The sequence below is a fragment of the Phytobacter massiliensis JC163 genome (assembly GCF_000321045.1).
Lineage (GTDB): Bacteria > Pseudomonadota > Gammaproteobacteria > Enterobacterales > Enterobacteriaceae > Phytobacter_A > Phytobacter_A massiliensis.
On sequence record NZ_HE578945.1, the window covers coordinates 1,843,109 to 1,861,547 of the forward strand.

13 protein-coding genes are annotated in these 18,439 nt (G+C 56.7%); 7 read left to right on the plus strand and 6 right to left on the minus strand.

Annotated features, from left to right (window positions below; translation table 11 throughout):
* Nucleotides 1-15: 15 nt before the first annotated feature.
* Both gsiA and iaaA read right to left on the minus strand, forming a co-directional pair.
* Nucleotides 16-1,938 (minus strand): glutathione ABC transporter ATP-binding protein GsiA, encoded by a 1,923-nt coding sequence (gsiA, locus tag ENTHG_RS09030; RefSeq protein WP_071825836.1) that lies wholly within the window; start codon nucleotides 1,936-1,938, stop codon nucleotides 16-18.
* Nucleotides 1,898-2,839, minus strand: a complete 942-nt coding sequence (gene iaaA, locus ENTHG_RS09035) for a beta-aspartyl-peptidase (protein WP_044178167.1) — start codon at nucleotides 2,837-2,839, stop codon at nucleotides 1,898-1,900. Before iaaA ends, gsiA begins: the two co-directional genes overlap by 41 nt.
* Nucleotides 2,840-3,040: 201 nt before the next feature.
* Here iaaA and moeA point away from each other — a divergent pair, with 201 nt between their 5' ends.
* Nucleotides 3,041-4,273, plus strand: a complete 1,233-nt coding sequence (gene moeA, locus ENTHG_RS09040) for a molybdopterin molybdotransferase MoeA (RefSeq protein WP_044178170.1) — start codon at nucleotides 3,041-3,043, stop codon at nucleotides 4,271-4,273.
* Between the two features lies 1 nt (nucleotide 4,274).
* Nucleotides 4,275-5,042: a molybdopterin-synthase adenylyltransferase MoeB gene (gene moeB / locus ENTHG_RS09045; protein WP_071825853.1), complete on the plus strand. Its 768-nt coding sequence runs from the start codon at nucleotides 4,275-4,277 to the stop codon at nucleotides 5,040-5,042.
* Nucleotides 5,043-5,057: 15 nt separating this feature from the next.
* On the opposite strand, the gene ENTHG_RS09050 is transcribed toward moeB, so the two are convergent.
* On the minus strand, nucleotides 5,058-6,008 hold the full coding sequence (locus ENTHG_RS09050; RefSeq protein ID WP_044178172.1) for an Rpn family recombination-promoting nuclease/putative transposase: 951 nt from the start codon (nucleotides 6,006-6,008) through the stop codon (nucleotides 5,058-5,060).
* A 269-nt stretch (nucleotides 6,009-6,277) separates the two neighbouring features.
* On the opposite strand from ENTHG_RS09050, the gene ENTHG_RS09055 reads away from it, so the two are divergent.
* From ENTHG_RS09055 to ENTHG_RS09070, 4 genes are all read left to right on the plus strand, one after another.
* The gene (locus tag ENTHG_RS09055; protein WP_044178174.1) at nucleotides 6,278-7,177 is read left to right on the plus strand and encodes a glycyl-radical enzyme activating protein; all 900 of its coding nucleotides are present in this window, start codon (nucleotides 6,278-6,280) and stop codon (nucleotides 7,175-7,177) included.
* Nucleotides 7,178-7,181: 4 nt separating this feature from the next.
* Nucleotides 7,182-9,614, plus strand: a complete 2,433-nt coding sequence (locus ENTHG_RS09060) for a formate C-acetyltransferase/glycerol dehydratase family glycyl radical enzyme (protein ID WP_044178178.1) — start codon at nucleotides 7,182-7,184, stop codon at nucleotides 9,612-9,614.
* Between the two features lie 172 nt (nucleotides 9,615-9,786).
* Entirely contained in the window at nucleotides 9,787-10,599 is an 813-nt protein-coding gene (locus ENTHG_RS09065; RefSeq protein ID WP_044178181.1) for a Cof-type HAD-IIB family hydrolase, read from the plus strand.
* Nucleotides 10,600-10,744: 145 nt separating this feature from the next.
* Nucleotides 10,745-12,001, plus strand: coding sequence for a DUF1479 domain-containing protein (locus ENTHG_RS09070; RefSeq protein WP_044179191.1), 1,257 nt, complete (start codon nucleotides 10,745-10,747; stop codon nucleotides 11,999-12,001).
* A gap of 50 nt (nucleotides 12,002-12,051) precedes the next feature.
* On the opposite strand, the gene ENTHG_RS23720 is transcribed toward ENTHG_RS09070, so the two are convergent.
* The 3 genes from ENTHG_RS23720 to ENTHG_RS09085 form a co-directional block, all read right to left on the minus strand.
* Nucleotides 12,052-13,986, minus strand: a complete 1,935-nt coding sequence (locus ENTHG_RS23720; RefSeq protein ID WP_052332682.1) for a M48 family metalloprotease — start codon at nucleotides 13,984-13,986, stop codon at nucleotides 12,052-12,054.
* Nucleotides 13,987-14,069: 83 nt separating this feature from the next.
* Nucleotides 14,070-16,046: a M48 family metallopeptidase gene (locus ENTHG_RS09080; protein ID WP_052332683.1), complete on the minus strand. Its 1,977-nt coding sequence runs from the start codon at nucleotides 16,044-16,046 to the stop codon at nucleotides 14,070-14,072.
* A gap of 144 nt (nucleotides 16,047-16,190) precedes the next feature.
* A complete protein-coding gene (locus ENTHG_RS09085) occupies nucleotides 16,191-17,783 on the minus strand; it encodes an ABC-F family ATPase (RefSeq protein ID WP_044178184.1) in 1,593 nt (530 codons plus the stop codon).
* A 215-nt stretch (nucleotides 17,784-17,998) separates the two neighbouring features.
* Between ENTHG_RS09085 and ENTHG_RS09090 the strand changes: the two genes are divergently transcribed.
* Nucleotides 17,999-18,439, plus strand: a 441-nt coding sequence (locus ENTHG_RS09090; protein ID WP_044178187.1) for a transpeptidase, incomplete at its 3' end; no start/stop codon positions are given.

The window sequence follows — 18,439 nt, forward strand, 5'->3', positions numbered from 1 at the left end:
GTATCCCTGTCTGTTCTAAAAACGCGATTGTGTATTGCCCGGCGTCGTACGGGCGACGAAGTGGCCGGGGCTGACGTTTTGCAACTGCACGCGGTGCACCGCCTCGCCGCGCGGGTGGATGTTGCTGGGGAGTTCATCCGACAGTAACACCCGCTGCGCCCTGCGGTGCGACGGGTCGGCCACCGGCACGGCAGCCATAAGTTTGCGGGTATACGGGTGCTGCGGGTTTTCAAACACCGCCCGACGGGGACCAATTTCAACAATCTGCCCGAGATACATCACCGCCACCCGGTGGCTGATGCGCTCCACTACCGCCATATCATGTGAAATAAAGAGAAAGGCGATCCCCATTTCCCGCTGCAGATCCAGCAGCAGATTGATGATCTGCGCGCGAATGGAGACGTCCAGCGCGGAGACGGACTCATCCGCCACCACCACGCGCGGGTTAAGCGCCAGCGCCCGGGCAATGCAAATACGCTGCCGCTGACCGCCGGAAAACTCATGCGGATAACGCCACGCGTGTTCCGGCTGCAATCCGACCCGCTCAAGTAGCCAGAGCACCCGCCGCTGCGCCTCCTCCTCGCCCATGATTTTGTGTACGCGAAGCGGCTCAATAATCGAGTAGCCCACGGTCTGACGCGGATCGAGGGAGGCGTAAGGATCCTGAAAAATAAACTGAATATCCCGCCGCAGATGCTGCAGTTTACCGGCGGGAAGCGTATCGATTCGCTCCCCCTGAAAGGTGATGGCGCCGCTCTGGCTCTCAACCAGCCGCAGCAGCGCGCGCCCGGTGGTGGATTTACCGCTGCCGGACTCCCCCACCAGCGCCAGCGTTTCGCCCGGCCAGAGGTCAAAACTGACCCCTTCCACGGCGTGCACTTCCCGCGTTACCCGGTTGAGAACGCCGCTGCGCAGCGGAAAACGGGCCACCAGGTCGCGCACCTGCAGAATTGGCTCGCCGGGCACCACGGTATCCTGCTCGGTGGCCGGTTCCGGGCGCTCAGGATGTTGTAACGACATCAGCGGGAAGCGCCGTGGCAGATCGCTGCCGTTCATCGCCCCCAGGCGCGGGACGGCGGCAAGCAGCGCTTTGGTGTAGAGATGCTGCGGCGCGTTAAAAATCTGCTCTACCGTACCGGTTTCCACCGCTTCGCCCTGGTACATCACCAGCACGCGATCGGCAATATCCGCTACCACCCCCATATCGTGGGTGATAAAGATAACCCCCATCGCCATCTCTTTTTGCAGCACGGCGATAAGCTGCAGAATTTGCGCCTGGATAGTGACGTCCAGCGCGGTTGTCGGCTCGTCGGCAATCAGCACCGCCGGACGACAGGAGAGCGCCATCGCAATCATCACCCGCTGGCGCATACCGCCGGAAAGCTGATGGGGGTAGCGCGATAAGATCGTTTGCGACTCGGGAATACGTACCAGGTCGAGCATCCGCCGCGCCTCGGCCAGCGCCTGCTCTTTGCCCAGCCCCTGGTGGAGCCGAATCGACTCTGCAATTTGCTCCCCTACCGGAAAGACCGGATTAAGGGAGGTCATCGGCTCCTGGAAAATCATAGCGATATCCGCGCCGCGCACCCTGTGCAGACGGGACGCGCTAAGCTTCGCCAGATCGACCGTGGTCTTATCCCGACGGGTCAGCAGCATACGATCGCAGCTGACATCGCCGCCGGACTGCTCAAGCAGCCGCAGCAGCGACATCGCAGTGACCGACTTCCCCGAGCCGGATTCGCCGACAATCGCCAGCGTCTCGCCTCGCTTTAGGGTGAACGACAGGTCGCGCACCGCCTGAGTAAGCTGTTTCTCATGGCGAAACGCGACATTTAAATGACGGACATCCAGTACTACGTCGCCGTCAGTTTCAGGGCGCTGCGACACGTCGCTCTCCTTATTCACGATAAATTCCCACGCTGGGCGCGTCTCCCGCATAGCCCCACGCGCGATACATCCCTTCGCTATTAAAGGGTAGCGCCACATTGCCTTCACGATCGACGGCGATAAGCCCGCCCTCGCCGCCCAGCGCCGGGAGTTTTTCCATCACCACCGCTTCACAAGCTTCATGGAGGCTGAATCCGCCGTACTCCATTAGCGCGGCGATGTCATACGCCGCCAGCGCGCGAATAAACACCTCGCCGGTTCCGGTACAGGAGACCGCGACGTTAGCGTTATTGGCATAGCAGCCTGCGCCGGGTAGCGGGCTGTCGCCCACCCGACCCGGCAGTTTATTGGTCATGCCGCCGGTGGAGGTCGCCGCCGCCAGATTGCCATGCTTATCCAGCGCCACCGCACCTACGGTGCCGAACTTCTGTCGTTCGTCCAGCGGCGCGCTACCGTGATCGAGGGTTGTTTCACCCGCCGCCCGGGCTTCAACAAGCTGCTGATAGCGCGCCGGGGTCGAAAAGAGATCCTTTTCGACCGGCTCTACCCCTTCGGCAAAGAGAAAGTTTTCCGCCCCTTCGCCAACCAGCAGCACGTGCGGGCTGCGCTCCATCACCAGACGCGCCGCCAGTACCGGGTTACGCACCCGGCTGAGCCCGGCCACCGCCCCTGCGCGCAGCGAATAGCCATCCATCACGCAGGCGTCCAGCTCATGGGTTTCATCACGGGTGAATACCGCGCCAATCCCGGCATTAAACAGCGGGCACTCTTCCAGTAAACGCACCGCTTCGGTGACCACATCCAGCGCGCTCTCACCTGCCTCCAGCATGTGCTGGCCGGTTTCGACAATGGTAGAGAGCGCGGCAATGTACTGCCGCTCGGTTTCCGGGCTAAGCCGGGCGCGGGCAATTGCCCCTGCCCCGCCGTGTATCGCAATAACTGCTTTTGTCATTTTTTTATCGCCCGGTAAGGGAAGCCTGCTGCTTTTTCTATAGATATCATTATTGTGACGACAGCTTCATACGATTTTTGAATATAGAAAGTCGTTTCAGTGATGTAAAGCGGACGAAGGGTAATGGTACTTGAGGAGTACATGCAGGGAGGTGGCTTTTTCTGCCATAATGGCGCTTTGTTGCGATGCTGGAGTGAAATTATGGACCATACCGCAGGCCTGATCCCGCTGGACTCGGCGCTGGAGCAAATGCTGTCACGCGTTTCTAAGCTTACCGCGTGCGAAACCTTACCGCTGCTGGCCTGTTTTGGTCGCGTGGCGGCGCAGGATATTGTCTCGCCGCTGAATGTCCCCGGCTTCGATAACGCAGCAATGGACGGCTACGCCGTGCGGCTGGCCGACCTGGTGGCTAACGCGCCGCTGCCTGTCGCCGGAAAAGCCTTCGCCGGGCAGCCTTTTAGCGGCGAGTGGCCGGCAGGAAGCTGCGTGAGGATCATGACCGGCGCGCCGGTGCCGCCGGGCTGCGAGGCGGTGGTCATGCAGGAAGAGACGGAGCAGAGCGACGCCGGGGTGCGCTTTATTGCGCCGGTACGGGCAGGCCAGCACATTCGCCGGGCCGGGGAAGATATCCGCGCCGGGGCCGCCGTCTATCGCGCCGGGCAAAAACTTACCGCCGCCGAACTGCCCGTTCTCGCCTCATTAGGCATTGCGGAGGTCTCGGTTGTACGCAAGGTGCGGGTGGCGCTCTTTTCTACCGGCGATGAGCTTCGCCTGCCGGGGCAGCCGCTGGACGAGGGGCAAATCTACGACACCAACCGACTGACGGTGCACCTGATGCTGGAGCAGCTTGGCTGCGAGGTGATTAACCTTGGCATCATACCTGACGACCCGGCACTGCTGCGGGAGACTTTTATCCGCGCCGACCAGCAGGCGGATGTGGTTATCAGCACCGGCGGAGTATCGGTTGGCGAAGCCGATTACACCAAAACGCTGCTCGATGAGCTGGGCGAAATCACCTTCTGGAAGCTGGCCATCAAACCCGGTAAACCCTTCGCCTTCGGCAAGCTGCCTCATAGCTGGTTCTGCGGCCTGCCGGGCAATCCGGTTTCCGCGGCGCTTACCTTTTACCAACTGGTGCAGCCGCTGCTGGCGAAACTGAGCGGCAGCAGCGCCAGCCCCCTCCCGCTGCGGCTGCGCGCCCGTGCGCTTACCCGGCTGAAAAAATCGCCGGGGCGTCTTGATTTCCAGCGCGGCAGGCTTGCGCGGGATGAAAACGGCGAGCTGGTGGTCAGCTCTACCGGCCCGCAGGGCTCGCATATTTTCAGTTCATTTAGCCAGGGGAACTGCTTTATCGTGCTGGAGCGCGAGCGCGGCAACGTCGAGGCAGGTGAATGGGTTGAGGTAGAGATGTTCAATCATCTGTTTGGAGGTTGAGGTGCAGGATACGCTGAGCGACGAAGAGATGCTGCGCTATAACCGGCAGATTATTCTGCGCGGTTTCGACTTTGAGGGTCAGGAGCGCCTGAAAGCGGCCCGCGTGCTGGTGGTAGGGCTTGGCGGCCTCGGCTGCGCCGCCGGGCAATATCTTGCCGCCGCCGGCGTCGGGCAGATGACGCTGCTCGACTTTGACACCGTGGCGCTGTCGAATTTACAGCGCCAGACGCTGCACAGCGATGCCACGTTAGGCCAGCCGAAAGTGGACTCCGCCCGAGCCGCCCTCAGCCGTATCAACCCGCATATTGCCCTTGCCACGGTGAATGCCCTGCTGGATGACGCCGCCCTTTGCGCCTTGATTGCCCGACACGATCTGGTGCTGGACTGTACCGACAACGTAGCCATTCGCAACCAGCTCAACGCGGGCTGCTTCGCCAGTAAAACGCCGCTGGTTTCCGGCGCGGCCATCCGAATGGAGGGGCAAATCAGCGTCTTTCGCTGGAGTGACGGCGAACCCTGCTACCGCTGCCTGAGCCGCCTGTTTGGGGAAAATGCCCTGAGCTGCGTAGAGGCTGGCGTCATGGCGCCGCTGGTGGGCATTATCGGTTCGCTGCAGGCCATGGAGGCGATTAAGGTACTGACACACTACGGTACCCCCGCCGCAGGGAAAATCATCCTCTATGACGCCATGACCTGCCAGTTTCGCGAAATGAAACTCGCGCGCGACCGCGCCTGCGAAGTCTGCGGAGACCACCAGACGGCCCGCTAAGCGATAGCGGGCGGCTTAATGGCCTGGCAACGGCAGCTCGCTTTCGGCGATTCCGGTTATTTTCAGCACCAGCTCACGGTCAATACCGTCCGCCAGCATGTTAAGGGCAATGCGCAACGCTTCCGCGTGGCGTCCCTGCTGTTGCCCCTCCTTTTGCCCCTGCTCTATTCCTTGTATCATGCCTTGCTGCTGGCCTTCGTGCCAGCCTGCCTGCCGTAGTCGTTCTGCAATGGTCATTAAGCTCTCCTTATATTGCGGTACGCGGCTGGCGAACTCGCTGATGAACAGACTGAATTGCGCTGCGTCCCCAAACTGAAGTATGTAATTAAATAGCGTTTTTAACTGAGAGTCATTAGTTAAACCCGTCATCAAAATTGCCGCCAGCCGGTCGATAATATCCATCATATCTCGCTGACGAATATGCTTTTGCACCAGCTCCAGCATCGCGACACGGCGGTGACGGAGAATTTCATCGTCCGGCGTCACCGTGATATCCACCAGCGGAAACGCGGCGCTGTAGAGCTGTTTCGCCAGTCCAGGAGAGGCGAACTCATCGAACCAGCATAGCGATCCCGGATAGGGGCTATCCATACCGTGATAAAAAAGCATCGGCACCACTAACGGAAGCTGTCGATGCCCGGCATCGAGATGATTTTGCATCGCCGCGATAGCATAGCGCATTAGCCTGAACGCCATATGGGCATCAGGCCTGCTTTGGTGCTCAATAAGCACATAAATATACCCGTCACCCTGACGCGTTTTAAGCGACCACAGCACATCCGAATAGCACGCCCGAAGATTTTCCTCAATAAAGCTACTGCCCTCCAGCTTTAGCGTTTGCAGATTGCAAATCTCCCGCAAAGGGCGCGGCAGATAAATTTCCAGAAAATCACGCGCGGTGGCGGGATGCCGTAAAAATGTCTTGAACACCGCGTCATGAGGCGTTGAGGTTCTCTTTTTTGCCATGGTGCTCCCTCACCTGAAAAGTCCGTTGAGCTGACTATGCTCCGTTCAGGTGAAGACAGCACTTTCGCTTTCGCCCGAATGCGAGGGGTAATCCAGCCATTTTACCTCCCTCATGTAAGCGACACGCCTGTATGCGGCCCGCTACGCAAAGTGTGAGATTGCGCAAACTTTTCCCTTTGCGGCCAACAACCCTTCTCAGAGTTGATTTTTATCAATCTAACTTTCATTCGAAAGTTATTTAATCTTCATATGCAAGATGAGGCCCGCATATGATTTTTAATATTCAACGTTATTCCACCCATGACGGCCCCGGTATTCGCACCGTGGTGTTTTTGAAAGGCTGTTCGCTCGGCTGCCGCTGGTGCCAGAACCCGGAGAGCCGCGAACGGCAACGGGATGTGCTGTTCGATGCCCGTCTTTGTCTTGCCGGGTGCGACCTCTGCCAGCAGGCTGCGCCACAGGCCATTCACCGCACGCTGGATGGCCTGCTGATTGCGCGCGACAGGCTTGATGCCCCTCTTCTGGATGCCCTGACCAACTGCTGCCCGACCCAGGCGCTGACCGTGTGCGGCGAAGTTAAAAACGTTGAAGAGGTTATGGCTACCGTTCTGCGCGACAAGCCGTTTTATGACCGCAGCGGCGGCGGCATCACCCTCTCCGGCGGCGAACCGTTTATGCAGCCGGAGTATGCTGCCGCGCTGTTTAAAGCCAGCCACGAGGCAGGCATTCATACCGCTGTCGAAACCTGCCTGCACGTCCCGTGGAAATATATCGAACCGTCACTGCCGCATGTCGATCTGTTCCTTGCCGACTTAAAGCATGTCGCCGACGCCCCCTTTAAACAGTGGACCGACGGCAGCGCCTCCCGGGTGATGGACAACCTGAAGAAGCTTGCGGCGGCGGGGAAAAAAATGATTATCCGCGTGCCGCTGATCCAGGGCTTTAATGCCGATGAAGAGGCGGTCAAAGCCATTACTGATTTTGCCGCTGACGAACTCCACGTCAGCGAGATCCATTTTCTGCCCTACCACACGCTGGGCATGAACAAATACACCTTACTCAGCCAACCCTATCACGCCCCGGACAAACCGCTGGACGCCCCTGCGCTGCTGGACTTCGCGCAAGAGTACGCCTGTAAGAAAGGTTTGACCGCGATATTACGAGGATAACGCCATGACCCAACTGAAACTGGATACGCTTAGCGATCGCATCAAAGCGCACAAAACCGCGCTGGTGCATATTGTCAAACCGCCGGTGTGCACCGAACGCGCTCAGCACTATACCGCCATGTACCGGCAGCATCTGGATAAGCCGATTCCGGTACGCCGCGCGCTGGCGCTGGCGCATCATCTTGCAGAGCGCACTATCTGGATCAAGCACGACGAGCTGATCGTTGGCAACCAGGCCAGTGAAGTGCGCGCGGCGCCTATCTTCCCGGAATATACCGTCTCGTGGATTGAAAAAGAGATCGATGACCTGGCGGACAGGCCGGGCGCGGGGTTTGCGGTGAGCGAAGAGAATAAGCGCGTGCTGCATGAGATTTGCCCGTGGTGGCGCGGCCAGACGGTGCAGGACCGCTGCTACGGCATGTTTACCGATGAGCAAAAAGGCCTGCTGGAAACCGGCATCATCAAGGCCGAAGGCAATATGACCTCCGGTGACGCCCATCTGGCGGTGAACTTCCCGCTGCTGCTGGAAAAAGGGCTGGATGGCCTGCGCGAAAAAGTCGCGGAGCGCCGTTCACGTATCAACCTGACGGTACTGGATGACCTGCACGGCGAGCAGTTCCTGAAAGCGATTGATATCGTACTGGATGCCGTGAGCCTGCATATCAAGCGCTTTGCCGACCTGGCCCGCACGATGGCGGCGCAAGAGCCGCGCGAAACCCGCCGGGATGAGCTGCTGACTATCGCGGAAAACTGCGATGTTATCGCCCATCAGCCGCCGCAGACCTTCTGGCAGGCGTTGCAGCTGTGCTACTTCATCCAGCTGATTCTGCAAATCGAGTCTAACGGCCACTCGGTATCGTTTGGCCGTATGGATCAGTATCTCTATCCCTACTACCGCCGCGATGTGGAACTTAATCAGACGCTGGATCGCGAGCATGCTATTGAACTGCTGCACAGCTGCTGGCTGAAGCTGCTGGAGGTCAATAAAATCCGCTCCGGCTCGCACTCCAAAGCCTCTGCGGGTAGCCCGCTGTACCAGAATGTCACCATTGGCGGCCAGAACCTGGTCAACGGTAAGCCGATGGATGCGGTCAACCCGCTCTCCTATGCGATCCTGGAATCCTGTGGTCGCCTGCGCTCCACCCAGCCGAACCTGAGCGTGCGCTATCACGCCGGAATGAGCAACGACTTCCTGGACGCCTGCGTACAGGTGATCCGCTGCGGCTTCGGGATGCCGGCATTCAACAACGACGAGATTGTCATCCCTGAGTTTATCAAGCTGGGCATTGAGCCGCAGGATGCCTACGACTATGCGGCCATCGGCTGTATTGAAACCGCCGTCGGCGGCAAATGGGGCTACCGCTGCACCGGGATGAGCTTTATTAACTTCGCCCGGGTCATGCTGGCGGCGCTGGAAGGCGGCCGCGACGCCACCAGTGGCAAGGTGTTCCTGCCGCAGGAGAAGGCGCTCTCTGCCGGTAACTTTAATAACTTTGATGAAGTGATGGCGGCCTGGGATACCCAGATTCGCTACTACACCCGTAAATCGATCGAAATTGAGTATGTGGTCGATACCATGCTGGAAGAGAACGTGCACGATATTCTCTGCTCGGCGCTGGTAGACGACTGCATCGAACGGGCGAAAAGCATCAAGCAGGGCGGCGCAAAATATGACTGGGTTTCCGGTTTACAGGTCGGCATCGCCAACCTCGGCAACAGCCTGGCGGCGGTGAAAAAGCTGGTCTTTGAACAGGGCGTCATCGGCCAGCAGCAGCTCGCCGCCGCGCTGGCTGACGACTTCGAAGGGCTCACCCACGAGCAGCTGCGCCAGCGGCTTATCAACGGCGCGCCGAAATACGGTAACGACGACGATAGCGTTGATACCCTGCTGGCCCGGGCCTATCAGACCTATATTGACGAGATTAAGCTGTATCATAACCCGCGTTACGGTCGTGGTCCGATCGGCGGCAACTACTATGCAGGAACGTCGTCGATTTCCGCCAACGTGCCGTTTGGCGCGGCGACAATGGCGACGCCGGACGGACGCAAAGCGCATGCTCCGCTGGCGGAAGGGGCCAGCCCGGCTTCCGGCACCGACCACCTGGGGCCAACGGCGGTTATCGGCTCCGTGGGTAAACTGCCTACCGGATCGATTCTCGGCGGCGTGCTACTGAACCAGAAGCTGAACCCGACAACGCTTGCGAATGAGTCCGACAAGCAGAAGCTGATGATACTGCTGCGCACCTTCTTCGAAGAGCATAAAGGCTGGCATATTCAGTACAACATCGTGTCGCGCGAAACGCTGCTGGAGGCAAAAAAACATCCCGATCAGTATCGCGATCTGGTAGTGCGCGTAGCGGGCTATTCCGCCTTCTTCACTGCCCTGTCGCCGGACACGCAGGATGACATTATCGCCAGGACCGAGCATACGCTTTAAAGCATGCGGCTTTGCCCTCACCCCGACCCTCTCCCACAGGGAGAGGGTGCAAACACTAAAAACGGCAACTCGCGTCGCCGTTTTGCTTTTGCTTTCGAATGAAATAAATTTGTGCTTCAGGTCACACTGTTATTACAATGTTGCTGGTTGTTTATAATCCAGGAGCAAAAGTATGACCGTAAAAGTTATCGTCACCGACATGGACGGAACTTTTCTCGACGACGCCAAGCAGTATGACCGCGATCGTTTCCTGACGCAGTTCGCCGAACTCAAAGCGCGCGATATTGAATTCGTGGTCGCCAGCGGAAATCAGTATTACCAGCTCATCTCTTTCTTCCCTGAAATTAAAAACGAGATCTCGTTCGTCGCGGAAAACGGCGCCCTGGTATATGAACACGGTCAGCAGCTGTTTCACGGTGAGCTTACCCGCCATGAAGCGCAGGTGGTCATTGGCGAGTTGCTAAAGGATAAGGGGCTGAACTTTGTCGCCTGTGGCCTGCAGAGCGCCTACATCAGCGAAAATGCCCCCCAGGCGTTTGTTGATCTGATGGCGAAACACTACCACCGGCTGGCACGCATCGATGATTACCACAAAATTGACGATACGCTGTTTAAGTTCTCCCTCAATTTACCCGACAGCGATATCCCGCAGCTTATCGACAGGCTCCACGTCTCGCTGGATGGGATTATGAAGCCGGTCACCAGCGGCTTTGGCTTTGTCGACCTGATTATCCCCGGCCTGCACAAAGCCAACGGTATCACGCGCCTGTTAAAACGCTGGAAGCTGTCGCCGCAGAATTGCGTCACTATTGGCGACAGCGGCAACGATGCGGAGATGCTGCGTATGACGCCGTGGTCCTTCGCCATGGACAACGCCGGCGACGCGATTAAACAGATTGCCCGCCATCGCACCGATGATAACAACCACCAGGGCGCGCTGAATGTCATTCAGGCGGTACTGGATCAGACCCCTCCCTTCTGCTAAGAGCCAGGCCGGAGCGCGCGCTCCGGCTCATTTTCTTCCTGCTTTGTGTCCGCCCTCAAGTTTTTAAACTTGCATTAACCTTTTTTTCACTTAAATTAACATATGTAAGTTAATTAAGTTTCGAATGAAAGATAGCGAGGTCGTTATGACATTCAGCAGCCAGGCACTGCCTGCCGACCACAAGGCGGCAATTCGCCAGTTGAAACAGGAACTGCGCCAGCAAATCGGCGATGTGCAGGGAGCATTTGATAAACTTCATGCCCGTATTAGCCAGCGGGTGGCGCAAATCAACGCCTTAAAAGCGCAGGGCGATCCGGTCTGGCCCGTTATCCCCTTTACCGATATTGAGCAGGGCAAAGTCAGCGATGCGCAACGCGCTCTGATTAAAGAACGCGGTTGCGCGGTCATCAAAGGCCACTTTGGACGTGAACGGGCGCTGGCGTGGGACCAGTCGATGCTGGATTACCTGGATCGCAATCGCTTTGATGAGGTGTATAAAGGGCCGGGCGATAACTTCTTCGGCACCCTGAGCGCCTCCCGGCCTGAAATTTTCCCTATTTACTGGTCGCAGGCGCAGATGCAGGCGCGCCAGAGTGAGGAAATGGCTGCCGTGCAGTCTTTCCTCAACCGCTTATGGCGCTTTGAAAGCGACGGTAAACGCTGGTTCGACCCTGATGTCAGCGTTATTTACCCGGACCGTATTCGCCGCCGCCCGCCGGGAACGACATCGAAAGGACTGGGCGCGCATACCGACTCCGGCGCGCTGGAGCGCTGGCTGCTCCCCGCCTACCAGCAGGTCTTCGGCAGCATCTTTAACGGCAACGTCGAAGCCTGGGATCCGTGGGATGCGGCGCATCGCACGGACGTTGAAGAGTACAGCGTGGAGAACACCACCAAATGCTCGGTGTTCCGCACCTTCCAGGGGTGGACGGCTCTGTCGGATATGATCCCCGGTCAGGGACTACTGCACGTCGTTCCCATCCCGGAGGCGATGGCCTACATTCTGCTGCGACCGCTGCTTGACGACGTACCGGAAGACGAACTGTGCGGCGTTGCGCCAGGGCGGGTTCTGCCGATTTCAGAGCAATGGCACCCCCTGCTCATTGAGGCGCTGACCAGCATTCCGGCGCTGGAGGCCGGGGATTCCGTCTGGTGGCATTGCGACGTGATTCACTCTGTCGCCCCGGTCGATAATCAGCAGGGCTGGGGAAACGTGATGTATATTCCCGCCGCGCCGCTGTGCGAAAAGAATCTGGCTTACGCCCACAAGGTGAAAGCGGCGCTGGAAAAAGGCGCGTCGCCCGGCGATTTCCCGCGTGAAGATTACGAAACCGACTGGGAAGGACGCTTTACGCTGGCGGATTTGAATATTCACGGCCGGCGGGCGCTGGGAATGGCCTGAAAACAATGATGCTTACGGCGCGTGCTGTCGATGCGCCGTAAGCATCGCAACTAAAATTCCTGTAATGCTTCCCGGGCGCAGGCGGAATCATAGTATTGGCGGAAATGATCGATAAATTCCTGTTCCTTGATTTTTAAGCGCTTATCACTTTCCCCCGTGAACATGGGGTCAGGGATAGTGATGATATAGGTATTGTTTTTACCGGGCCTGATGCCGCTTTTCCGGCTGAGGACCTTTGGCAGCGGCACATGGGAATGGCAACGGAATACAATACAGAGCGACCCCAGCATCTCCTCGAACTCAAACGCGTCTTCCATCCAGGTCCATTTAAATATGCCGTCAACACTCTGGCACTGAATACCCTGTTCACTAAACAGATAGAGCGGCTTTCGCGAGTCAACGTAATGTTTTCTCGCCAGCAAGCTAAACATGACGCTGAACGCCACCATTCCCCAGCCGATATATTCGAACCCGCCACGCGCTGTCAGAGTAATAAAGCCGCCTGCGGCAAACAAAATGATGGCTATCGCCAGAAAAAACCAGGTGTCCTTTGTCCGTATCCAGAACATCTTCGTTTCAGAGGGCTGCGCGGCCTCCGTTTCAAGCCTGGCACGCAGGGCTTCCCTGTGCTGCTTAACCCGCTGAATCAGGTTCTGCGCCATAGAAGCCACAATGTTCCCTTCATCAGACGCTATCAAAGCCATTAAGGCCTGATGATCGCGCGCGTCAGGTTTGCGTGCGGCACTGTTTAACAGCCTCTCGCTTACCGTCACATTAAGCGCGGCGATACGTTGGCTTGTCGGGGGATGGCTGTCAGTCGGGTGGGTGAGCGCCTCCTCCATAAAGGGGCGCACATCCAGGGCAGGCAAGTTACTGGCGCTCGCCACCAGTCCAGCGAGAATATCGTTGTCTTTGGCTTTGCCGGTTAGCACATCTTCTAAACAGTCGTTTATGACATCATCCAGCGCGGAGATACGTAACAGGGCGCTAACCAGCGCTTCTGGAGATGCGGTCCGTGCGCCAGCAGTATCGGCAGCGAATTCGCGAATCCTGCTCCAGTATCGCACGGTCTCATGAAATGAACGCAGGAACCACAGGCCGGTTTCGAGCGCGGGATAGAGCACAACGCGATCGATCCAGGAAACACCTCGCGCAGTCCGTGAGATTTGATCAAGACTGTTTTGTATGCCGGCATAAAGCGGGGCAAAGCGTAAGCTGTATTGCGTATCGTCTCCGGTAAAATGGCCCAGCTCATGGCCGATAACCGCAGCAATTTCCTCCCGGCTCATCATGGCGGCAAAGGTTAACGGAAAATAGAGCGTATTGCCTTTCAGTTGCTCCCCACTGTTGCGCAGACGGACGTCATTCGCCGTAACGTAAAAGCAGTCGAAAAAGCCAATGACGATATTATCAGGGGTAACCACCTGCCCTTGCTTTGCAAGCTGCCGAATCCACTGCCATAGCAATGGCGCCTGCTGCTCGGTAATGTTATGTCCGTCAATTTCTGAGGCGCTGGCTTTAAATAAAGCAAAACATTTCCGCAAGGCGCCAACGCTTTTAAACAGCAGCCACAGCGTTGAACCTATAATACACAGGGCGAAAATAATGGCTTTTCCGCTGCTCCTGTGGAGGTTGACCGTCGTCGCTAACCAGATTAGCTCAGAGAGAACGATCGCGATGAAGGCCAGCCCGCCAAAAATAATCATCGCCACCATCATGAAAGGCAATAACCTTCGGCACAGCGTAAAAAGAAAAATCAGGGTATTTTGTGAACGCCGGGCCAGTTTTGCACAAAGATAACAGAGCAACAGCGCGCTAATGCCGATGACAATAGCCATGCCGCTTGCCGCCATGCCTAATTCCGAAAGTATAAAGCGCACCATTTTCCCGCCTGACATGACGCCGGAAAAGCTGCGAAAACACTGCCAAAACCCATACAGTAAAATTAATAAAGAAAAACCAAAAATGCGGATAATACGTTTCATTTCCCTTTGCTCCAGGCAATCGCAACGCTTAACATTTCATTTACTGAATATATTTCGTTGCTGACCCTACCGATGTCATCGGCTTAATGACTTTCCTGTAATTTCGCCAGCTCGTCCCGCGCACTGCTTGCATAAAGATATTGCACGATGCGCTCGGCAACCTGCGAGCAGGCCATTTTTGTTTTGCCGTTCTCGTCGCTCTGGACAAAATTCCCGCCCAGGATCATGATCACGGCATGCTTATTCGGGTCGAAACGAATAGGCTGCATCAGGCGTTTCGTTGTAATATCCGGTGTATATTCGCTGCACAGACGGAGCTCCACCGTCAACGTTTCCGAGGACCCACGCACCTGGAAAGAGTCCACCTTACACAGCGGCAGCGGGCTGGCGATTAAATGGCTATCAATATGCCCCTCGCTTAAAGAAAAGAGAGGGTGCGCCGCCAGTTTGAGCTGCTTTCTGCCTGCAAAAAGCAACAGCGAGCCGGGTAAAAGCAGGATGAGGCCGATAAGCGAAAAAAAGGCCTCGGTGTGGGATAACGATAAAAAGAGCATTCCCAGCGCGCCACAGACAAACAGGCCGCCTAATATCAGTGAGAACCATGCCCCGGCCTTATTTCCCCAAAATTCGAGCGTTGCCTGAGACCGCTGCACCTGGGTTTCCAGCGTCTCTCGCCAGGCCGTGTTCTGTTGGCTAATTTCCGCCTCGACCGTTTGCGCCAGCGGCAGACACAGCTGCGCGAGGTCATTGAACATGGCGCAGAGCGACCGCCAGCCATCCTGCGTTACCGGGCGAGCCGCCTGTTCGAACAGCGTAGCATCGAGCGGGACGCCAAGCTTCTCGATTCGCGCCCGGGTCGCGGGATGGCTGTCCATAGGGTGTTCCAGCGCCGTTTCCAGCCCCGCCTCTACCGAAAGCGGCGCGGCGCTCTGCCGATCGGCGAGCAGATTTTCAACCCAACCCACCAGCGAGACGTCGCCGCTCACCGCCGCAGTAGTATGTTTATCCACCACCTGACTTAACGCGGTAATACGCAGCAGCGCGCTGGCAAGCGCCGCGGGCGACGCCGCTCTCGCCCCCGCTTCATCCGCGGCATATTCACGAATACGGTTCCAGTGGCTCACCGTTTCATGAAAGCGTTCAAGAAACCACGCCCCCATATCCAGCGACGGCATAAGCACGATTTTATCGACCCAGGAACCAACCTGCGCCCCCGTCGCTATCTCATGAAGGCTGCTGGTCATACCGGCGTAAAGCGGCGCGAAACGCAGGCTGTACTGTGTGTCATTACCGGTAAAATGGCCTAATTCATGGCCGATTACCGCCGCGATCTCGTCTTTATCCATCAGCGCGGCGTAGCCCAACGGCAAATAGAGCGTATTGCCCGTGAGCCTGGCCCCCTGCTCCAGCTGAATAGCGTTCGCGGTAACGTAAAAACAATCGAAATAACCGATAACGATATTGTCCGGCACGATAAGCCCGGCCCGTTGCGCCAGCGCCTCGATCCACAACCAGAGCTCTGGCGCATCGTCGCGTAAAACATTCACCCCATAAATATGCGAGTCGTCATGCTGAAAAAGAGAGAAGCATTTTTTAATAGACAGAATGCCTTTAAACAGCATCCAGAGAATAGTCAGAAGCGTAAACAACGCGATAAGGACAATTTTTAACCCGCCGCCGTTCATTCTGAAATTATCAGTAAACCAGGCTATTTCCGACAGCGCCACGCACACTATCGCCAGCCCGCAAAAGACCATTTCGCCCACCATTAAAAAGGGCAACAGGCGGCGGCAACGGGAAAATTTGGTGATTAATATATCCTGCGATTTACGTGCGGCGCGGGCGCTAAAATAACACAGCCCCATCGCATAGATAATCGTTACGGCGGCGAGCAGAGCAAAGATAAGCGCGAGGCAGGACATGCTATAGCGAAAAATAATGGCGCTATCCTGGTAATAGAAAGCGAAATTCACCAGATAGCTTACGCGCGAATATTGCCATAAAGCATAAATAAAAATAATGACGGGAATAATAAATGTTTTGAGGATATTCCTTTCCATCACGATACGCTCCTTGTGTTTATTACAGCGTGCATCCTACACGTCAAAACAGTATACCTAAGTCCTGCCCCAGGGAAATAGGACAAAAGCCATTTAACGTTTAATCAAAAACGCCTCCCCCGTGCCGGGGAAGGCGTCAGAACATTACTCGATGCCTTTGCTGCGCAGGTAATCTTCGTAATTACCGGAGAAGTCGATGACCTTCTGCGGCGTGATCTCAATGACGCGGGTCGCCAGCGAACTCACGAATTCACGGTCGTGAGAGACAAACACCAGCGTCCCCTGGTACATCTCCAGCGCCATATTCAGCGACTCGATAGATTCCATATCCAGGTGGTTGGTGGGTTCGTCCATCACCAGAATATTGGGTTTCTGCATCATCAGCTTGCCGAAAAGCATCCGGCCCTTTTCGCCGCCGGAGAGCACTTTCGCCGGCTTCTTGATGTCGTCCTGGCTGAACAGCAGACGCCCGAGAATACTGCGCACCGCCTGCTCGTCGTCGCCTTCCTGCTTCCACTGGCTCATCCAGTCGAAAACGGTGAGGTCGTTTTCAAATTCGTACTCGTGATCCTGCGCGTAGTAGCCAATGCGCGCATTCTCTGACCATTTCACGGTGCCGTTGTCCGGTTCCAGCTCGCCGACCAGGGTTTTCAGCATGGTGGATTTACCCACGCCGTTGGCGCCGATGATGGCGATTTTGTCCCCGACTTCCAGCAGCAGGTTGAAGTTTTTAAACAGCGGACCTTCGTCAAAGCCTTTGGTTAACGACTCCACTTCCAGCGCGTTGCGGAACAGTTTTTTATCCTGCTCGAAGCGGATAAATGGGTTCTGGCGGCTGGAGGCTTTCACCTCTTCCAGTTTGATTTTATCAATCTGGCGAGCGCGGGAGGTGGCCTGACGAGACTTCGAGGCGTTGGCGCTAAAGCGGCTTACAAAGGATTGCAGGTCAGCAATCTGCGCTTTTTTCTTGGCGTTGTCCGCCAGCAGACGTTCGCGGGCCTGGGTCGCGGCGGTCATATACTCGTCGTAGTTGCCCGGATAGACGCGCAGCTCGCCGTAGTCCAGATCCGCCATATGGGTGCAGACCATGTTCAGGAAGTGACGGTCGTGGGAAATGATGATCATGGTGCTGTCGCGTTCGTTCAGCGTCTGCTCCAGCCAGCGGATGGTGTCGATGTCCAGGTTGTTGGTCGGTTCATCGAGCAGCAGGATATCCGGGTTGGAGAAGAGCGCCTGAGCCAGCAGCACGCGCAGTTTCCAGCCGGGGGCCACTTCGCTCATCGGGCCGTAATGCTGTTCCAGCGGAATACCCACCCCCAGCAGCAGCTCGCCTGCGCGCGCCTCGGCAGAATAGCCGTCCATTTCGCCATATTTAACTTCGAGATCGGCCACTTTATAGCCGTCTTCTTCGCTCATCTCCGGCAGAGAGTAGATGCGATCGCGCTCCTGCTTCACTTCCCACAGTTCCACGTGGCCCATGATAACCGTATCCAGGACAGTGAAGGCTTCAAACGCGAACTGATCCTGGCGCAGCTTACCGATGCGCTCGTTAGGATCGAGGGAGACGTTGCCCAGCGTCGGTTCAAGATCGCCGCCGAGAATTTTCATAAAGGTGGATTTACCGCTCCCGTTGGCGCCGATCAGGCCGTAACGGTTGCCGCCGCCAAATTTGACGGAAATGTTTTCAAACAGCGGCTTGCTGCCGAACTGCATGGTGACGTTGCTGGTAACTAACACGGAGATATCCTGAAATGTGTGACAAACATCCTATTATGCCACAATTCCGAATTAGATTCTTGCCCCGAAACGAAGGGCTAAACTGAGTGCAGCGGGAAAAAAATGTGATTTCGTACACATCTGAATTCCCTGTGCGCGGGAATGCACATATAATGCGCTCCCATTCGTAGAATGTATCATTAACCCAACGGCCAGTGGCACGAACCTCGCACAACATGAAAATGAAATTAACAACGCTTTTGGCGGCGGCCTTTGCCGTCGTGGGCTTTTGCAAAACCGCGTCTGCTGTCACCTACCCTCTGCCGACCGATGGCAGCCGTCTGGTAGGGCAAAATCAGGTTATTACCATTCCTGAAAACAACACTCAGCCGCTGGAATACTTCGCTGCGCAATACCAGATGGGCCTCTCCAACATGATGGAAGCGAACCCGGGTATCGACGCCTATCTGCCGAAAGGCGGTACCGTGATGAACATCCCGCAACAGCTGATCCTGCCGGATACTGTGCATGAAGGGATTGTTATCAATAGCGCCGAAATGCGTCTCTATTACTACCCGAAAGGCACCAATACCGTTATCGTGCTGCCAATCGGTATCGGCCAGTTGGGTAAGGATACGCCCATCAACTGGACCACCAAGGTAGAACGTAAGAAAGCA

Bases quoted from the DNA above. Each gene is read 5' to 3' on its own strand.
- gsiA (WP_071825836.1), bottom strand. From the start codon at position 1,938: ATGCGGGAGACGCGCCCAGCGTGGGAATTTATCGTGAATAAGGAGAGC.
- iaaA (WP_044178167.1), bottom strand. From the start codon at position 2,839: ATGACAAAAGCAGTTATTGCGATACACGGCGGGGCAGGGGCAATTGCC.
- moeA (WP_044178170.1), top strand. From the start codon at position 3,041: ATGGACCATACCGCAGGCCTGATCCCGCTGGACTCGGCGCTGGAGCAA.
- ENTHG_RS09050 (WP_044178172.1), bottom strand. From the start codon at position 6,008: ATGGCAAAAAAGAGAACCTCAACGCCTCATGACGCGGTGTTCAAGACA.
- ENTHG_RS09055 (WP_044178174.1), top strand. From the start codon at position 6,278: ATGATTTTTAATATTCAACGTTATTCCACCCATGACGGCCCCGGTATT.
- ENTHG_RS09060 (WP_044178178.1), top strand. From the start codon at position 7,182: ATGACCCAACTGAAACTGGATACGCTTAGCGATCGCATCAAAGCGCAC.
- ENTHG_RS09065 (WP_044178181.1), top strand. From the start codon at position 9,787: ATGACCGTAAAAGTTATCGTCACCGACATGGACGGAACTTTTCTCGAC.
- ENTHG_RS09070 (WP_044179191.1), top strand. From the start codon at position 10,745: ATGACATTCAGCAGCCAGGCACTGCCTGCCGACCACAAGGCGGCAATT.
- ENTHG_RS23720 (WP_052332682.1), bottom strand. From the start codon at position 13,986: ATGAAACGTATTATCCGCATTTTTGGTTTTTCTTTATTAATTTTACTG.
- ENTHG_RS09080 (WP_052332683.1), bottom strand. From the start codon at position 16,046: ATGGAAAGGAATATCCTCAAAACATTTATTATTCCCGTCATTATTTTT.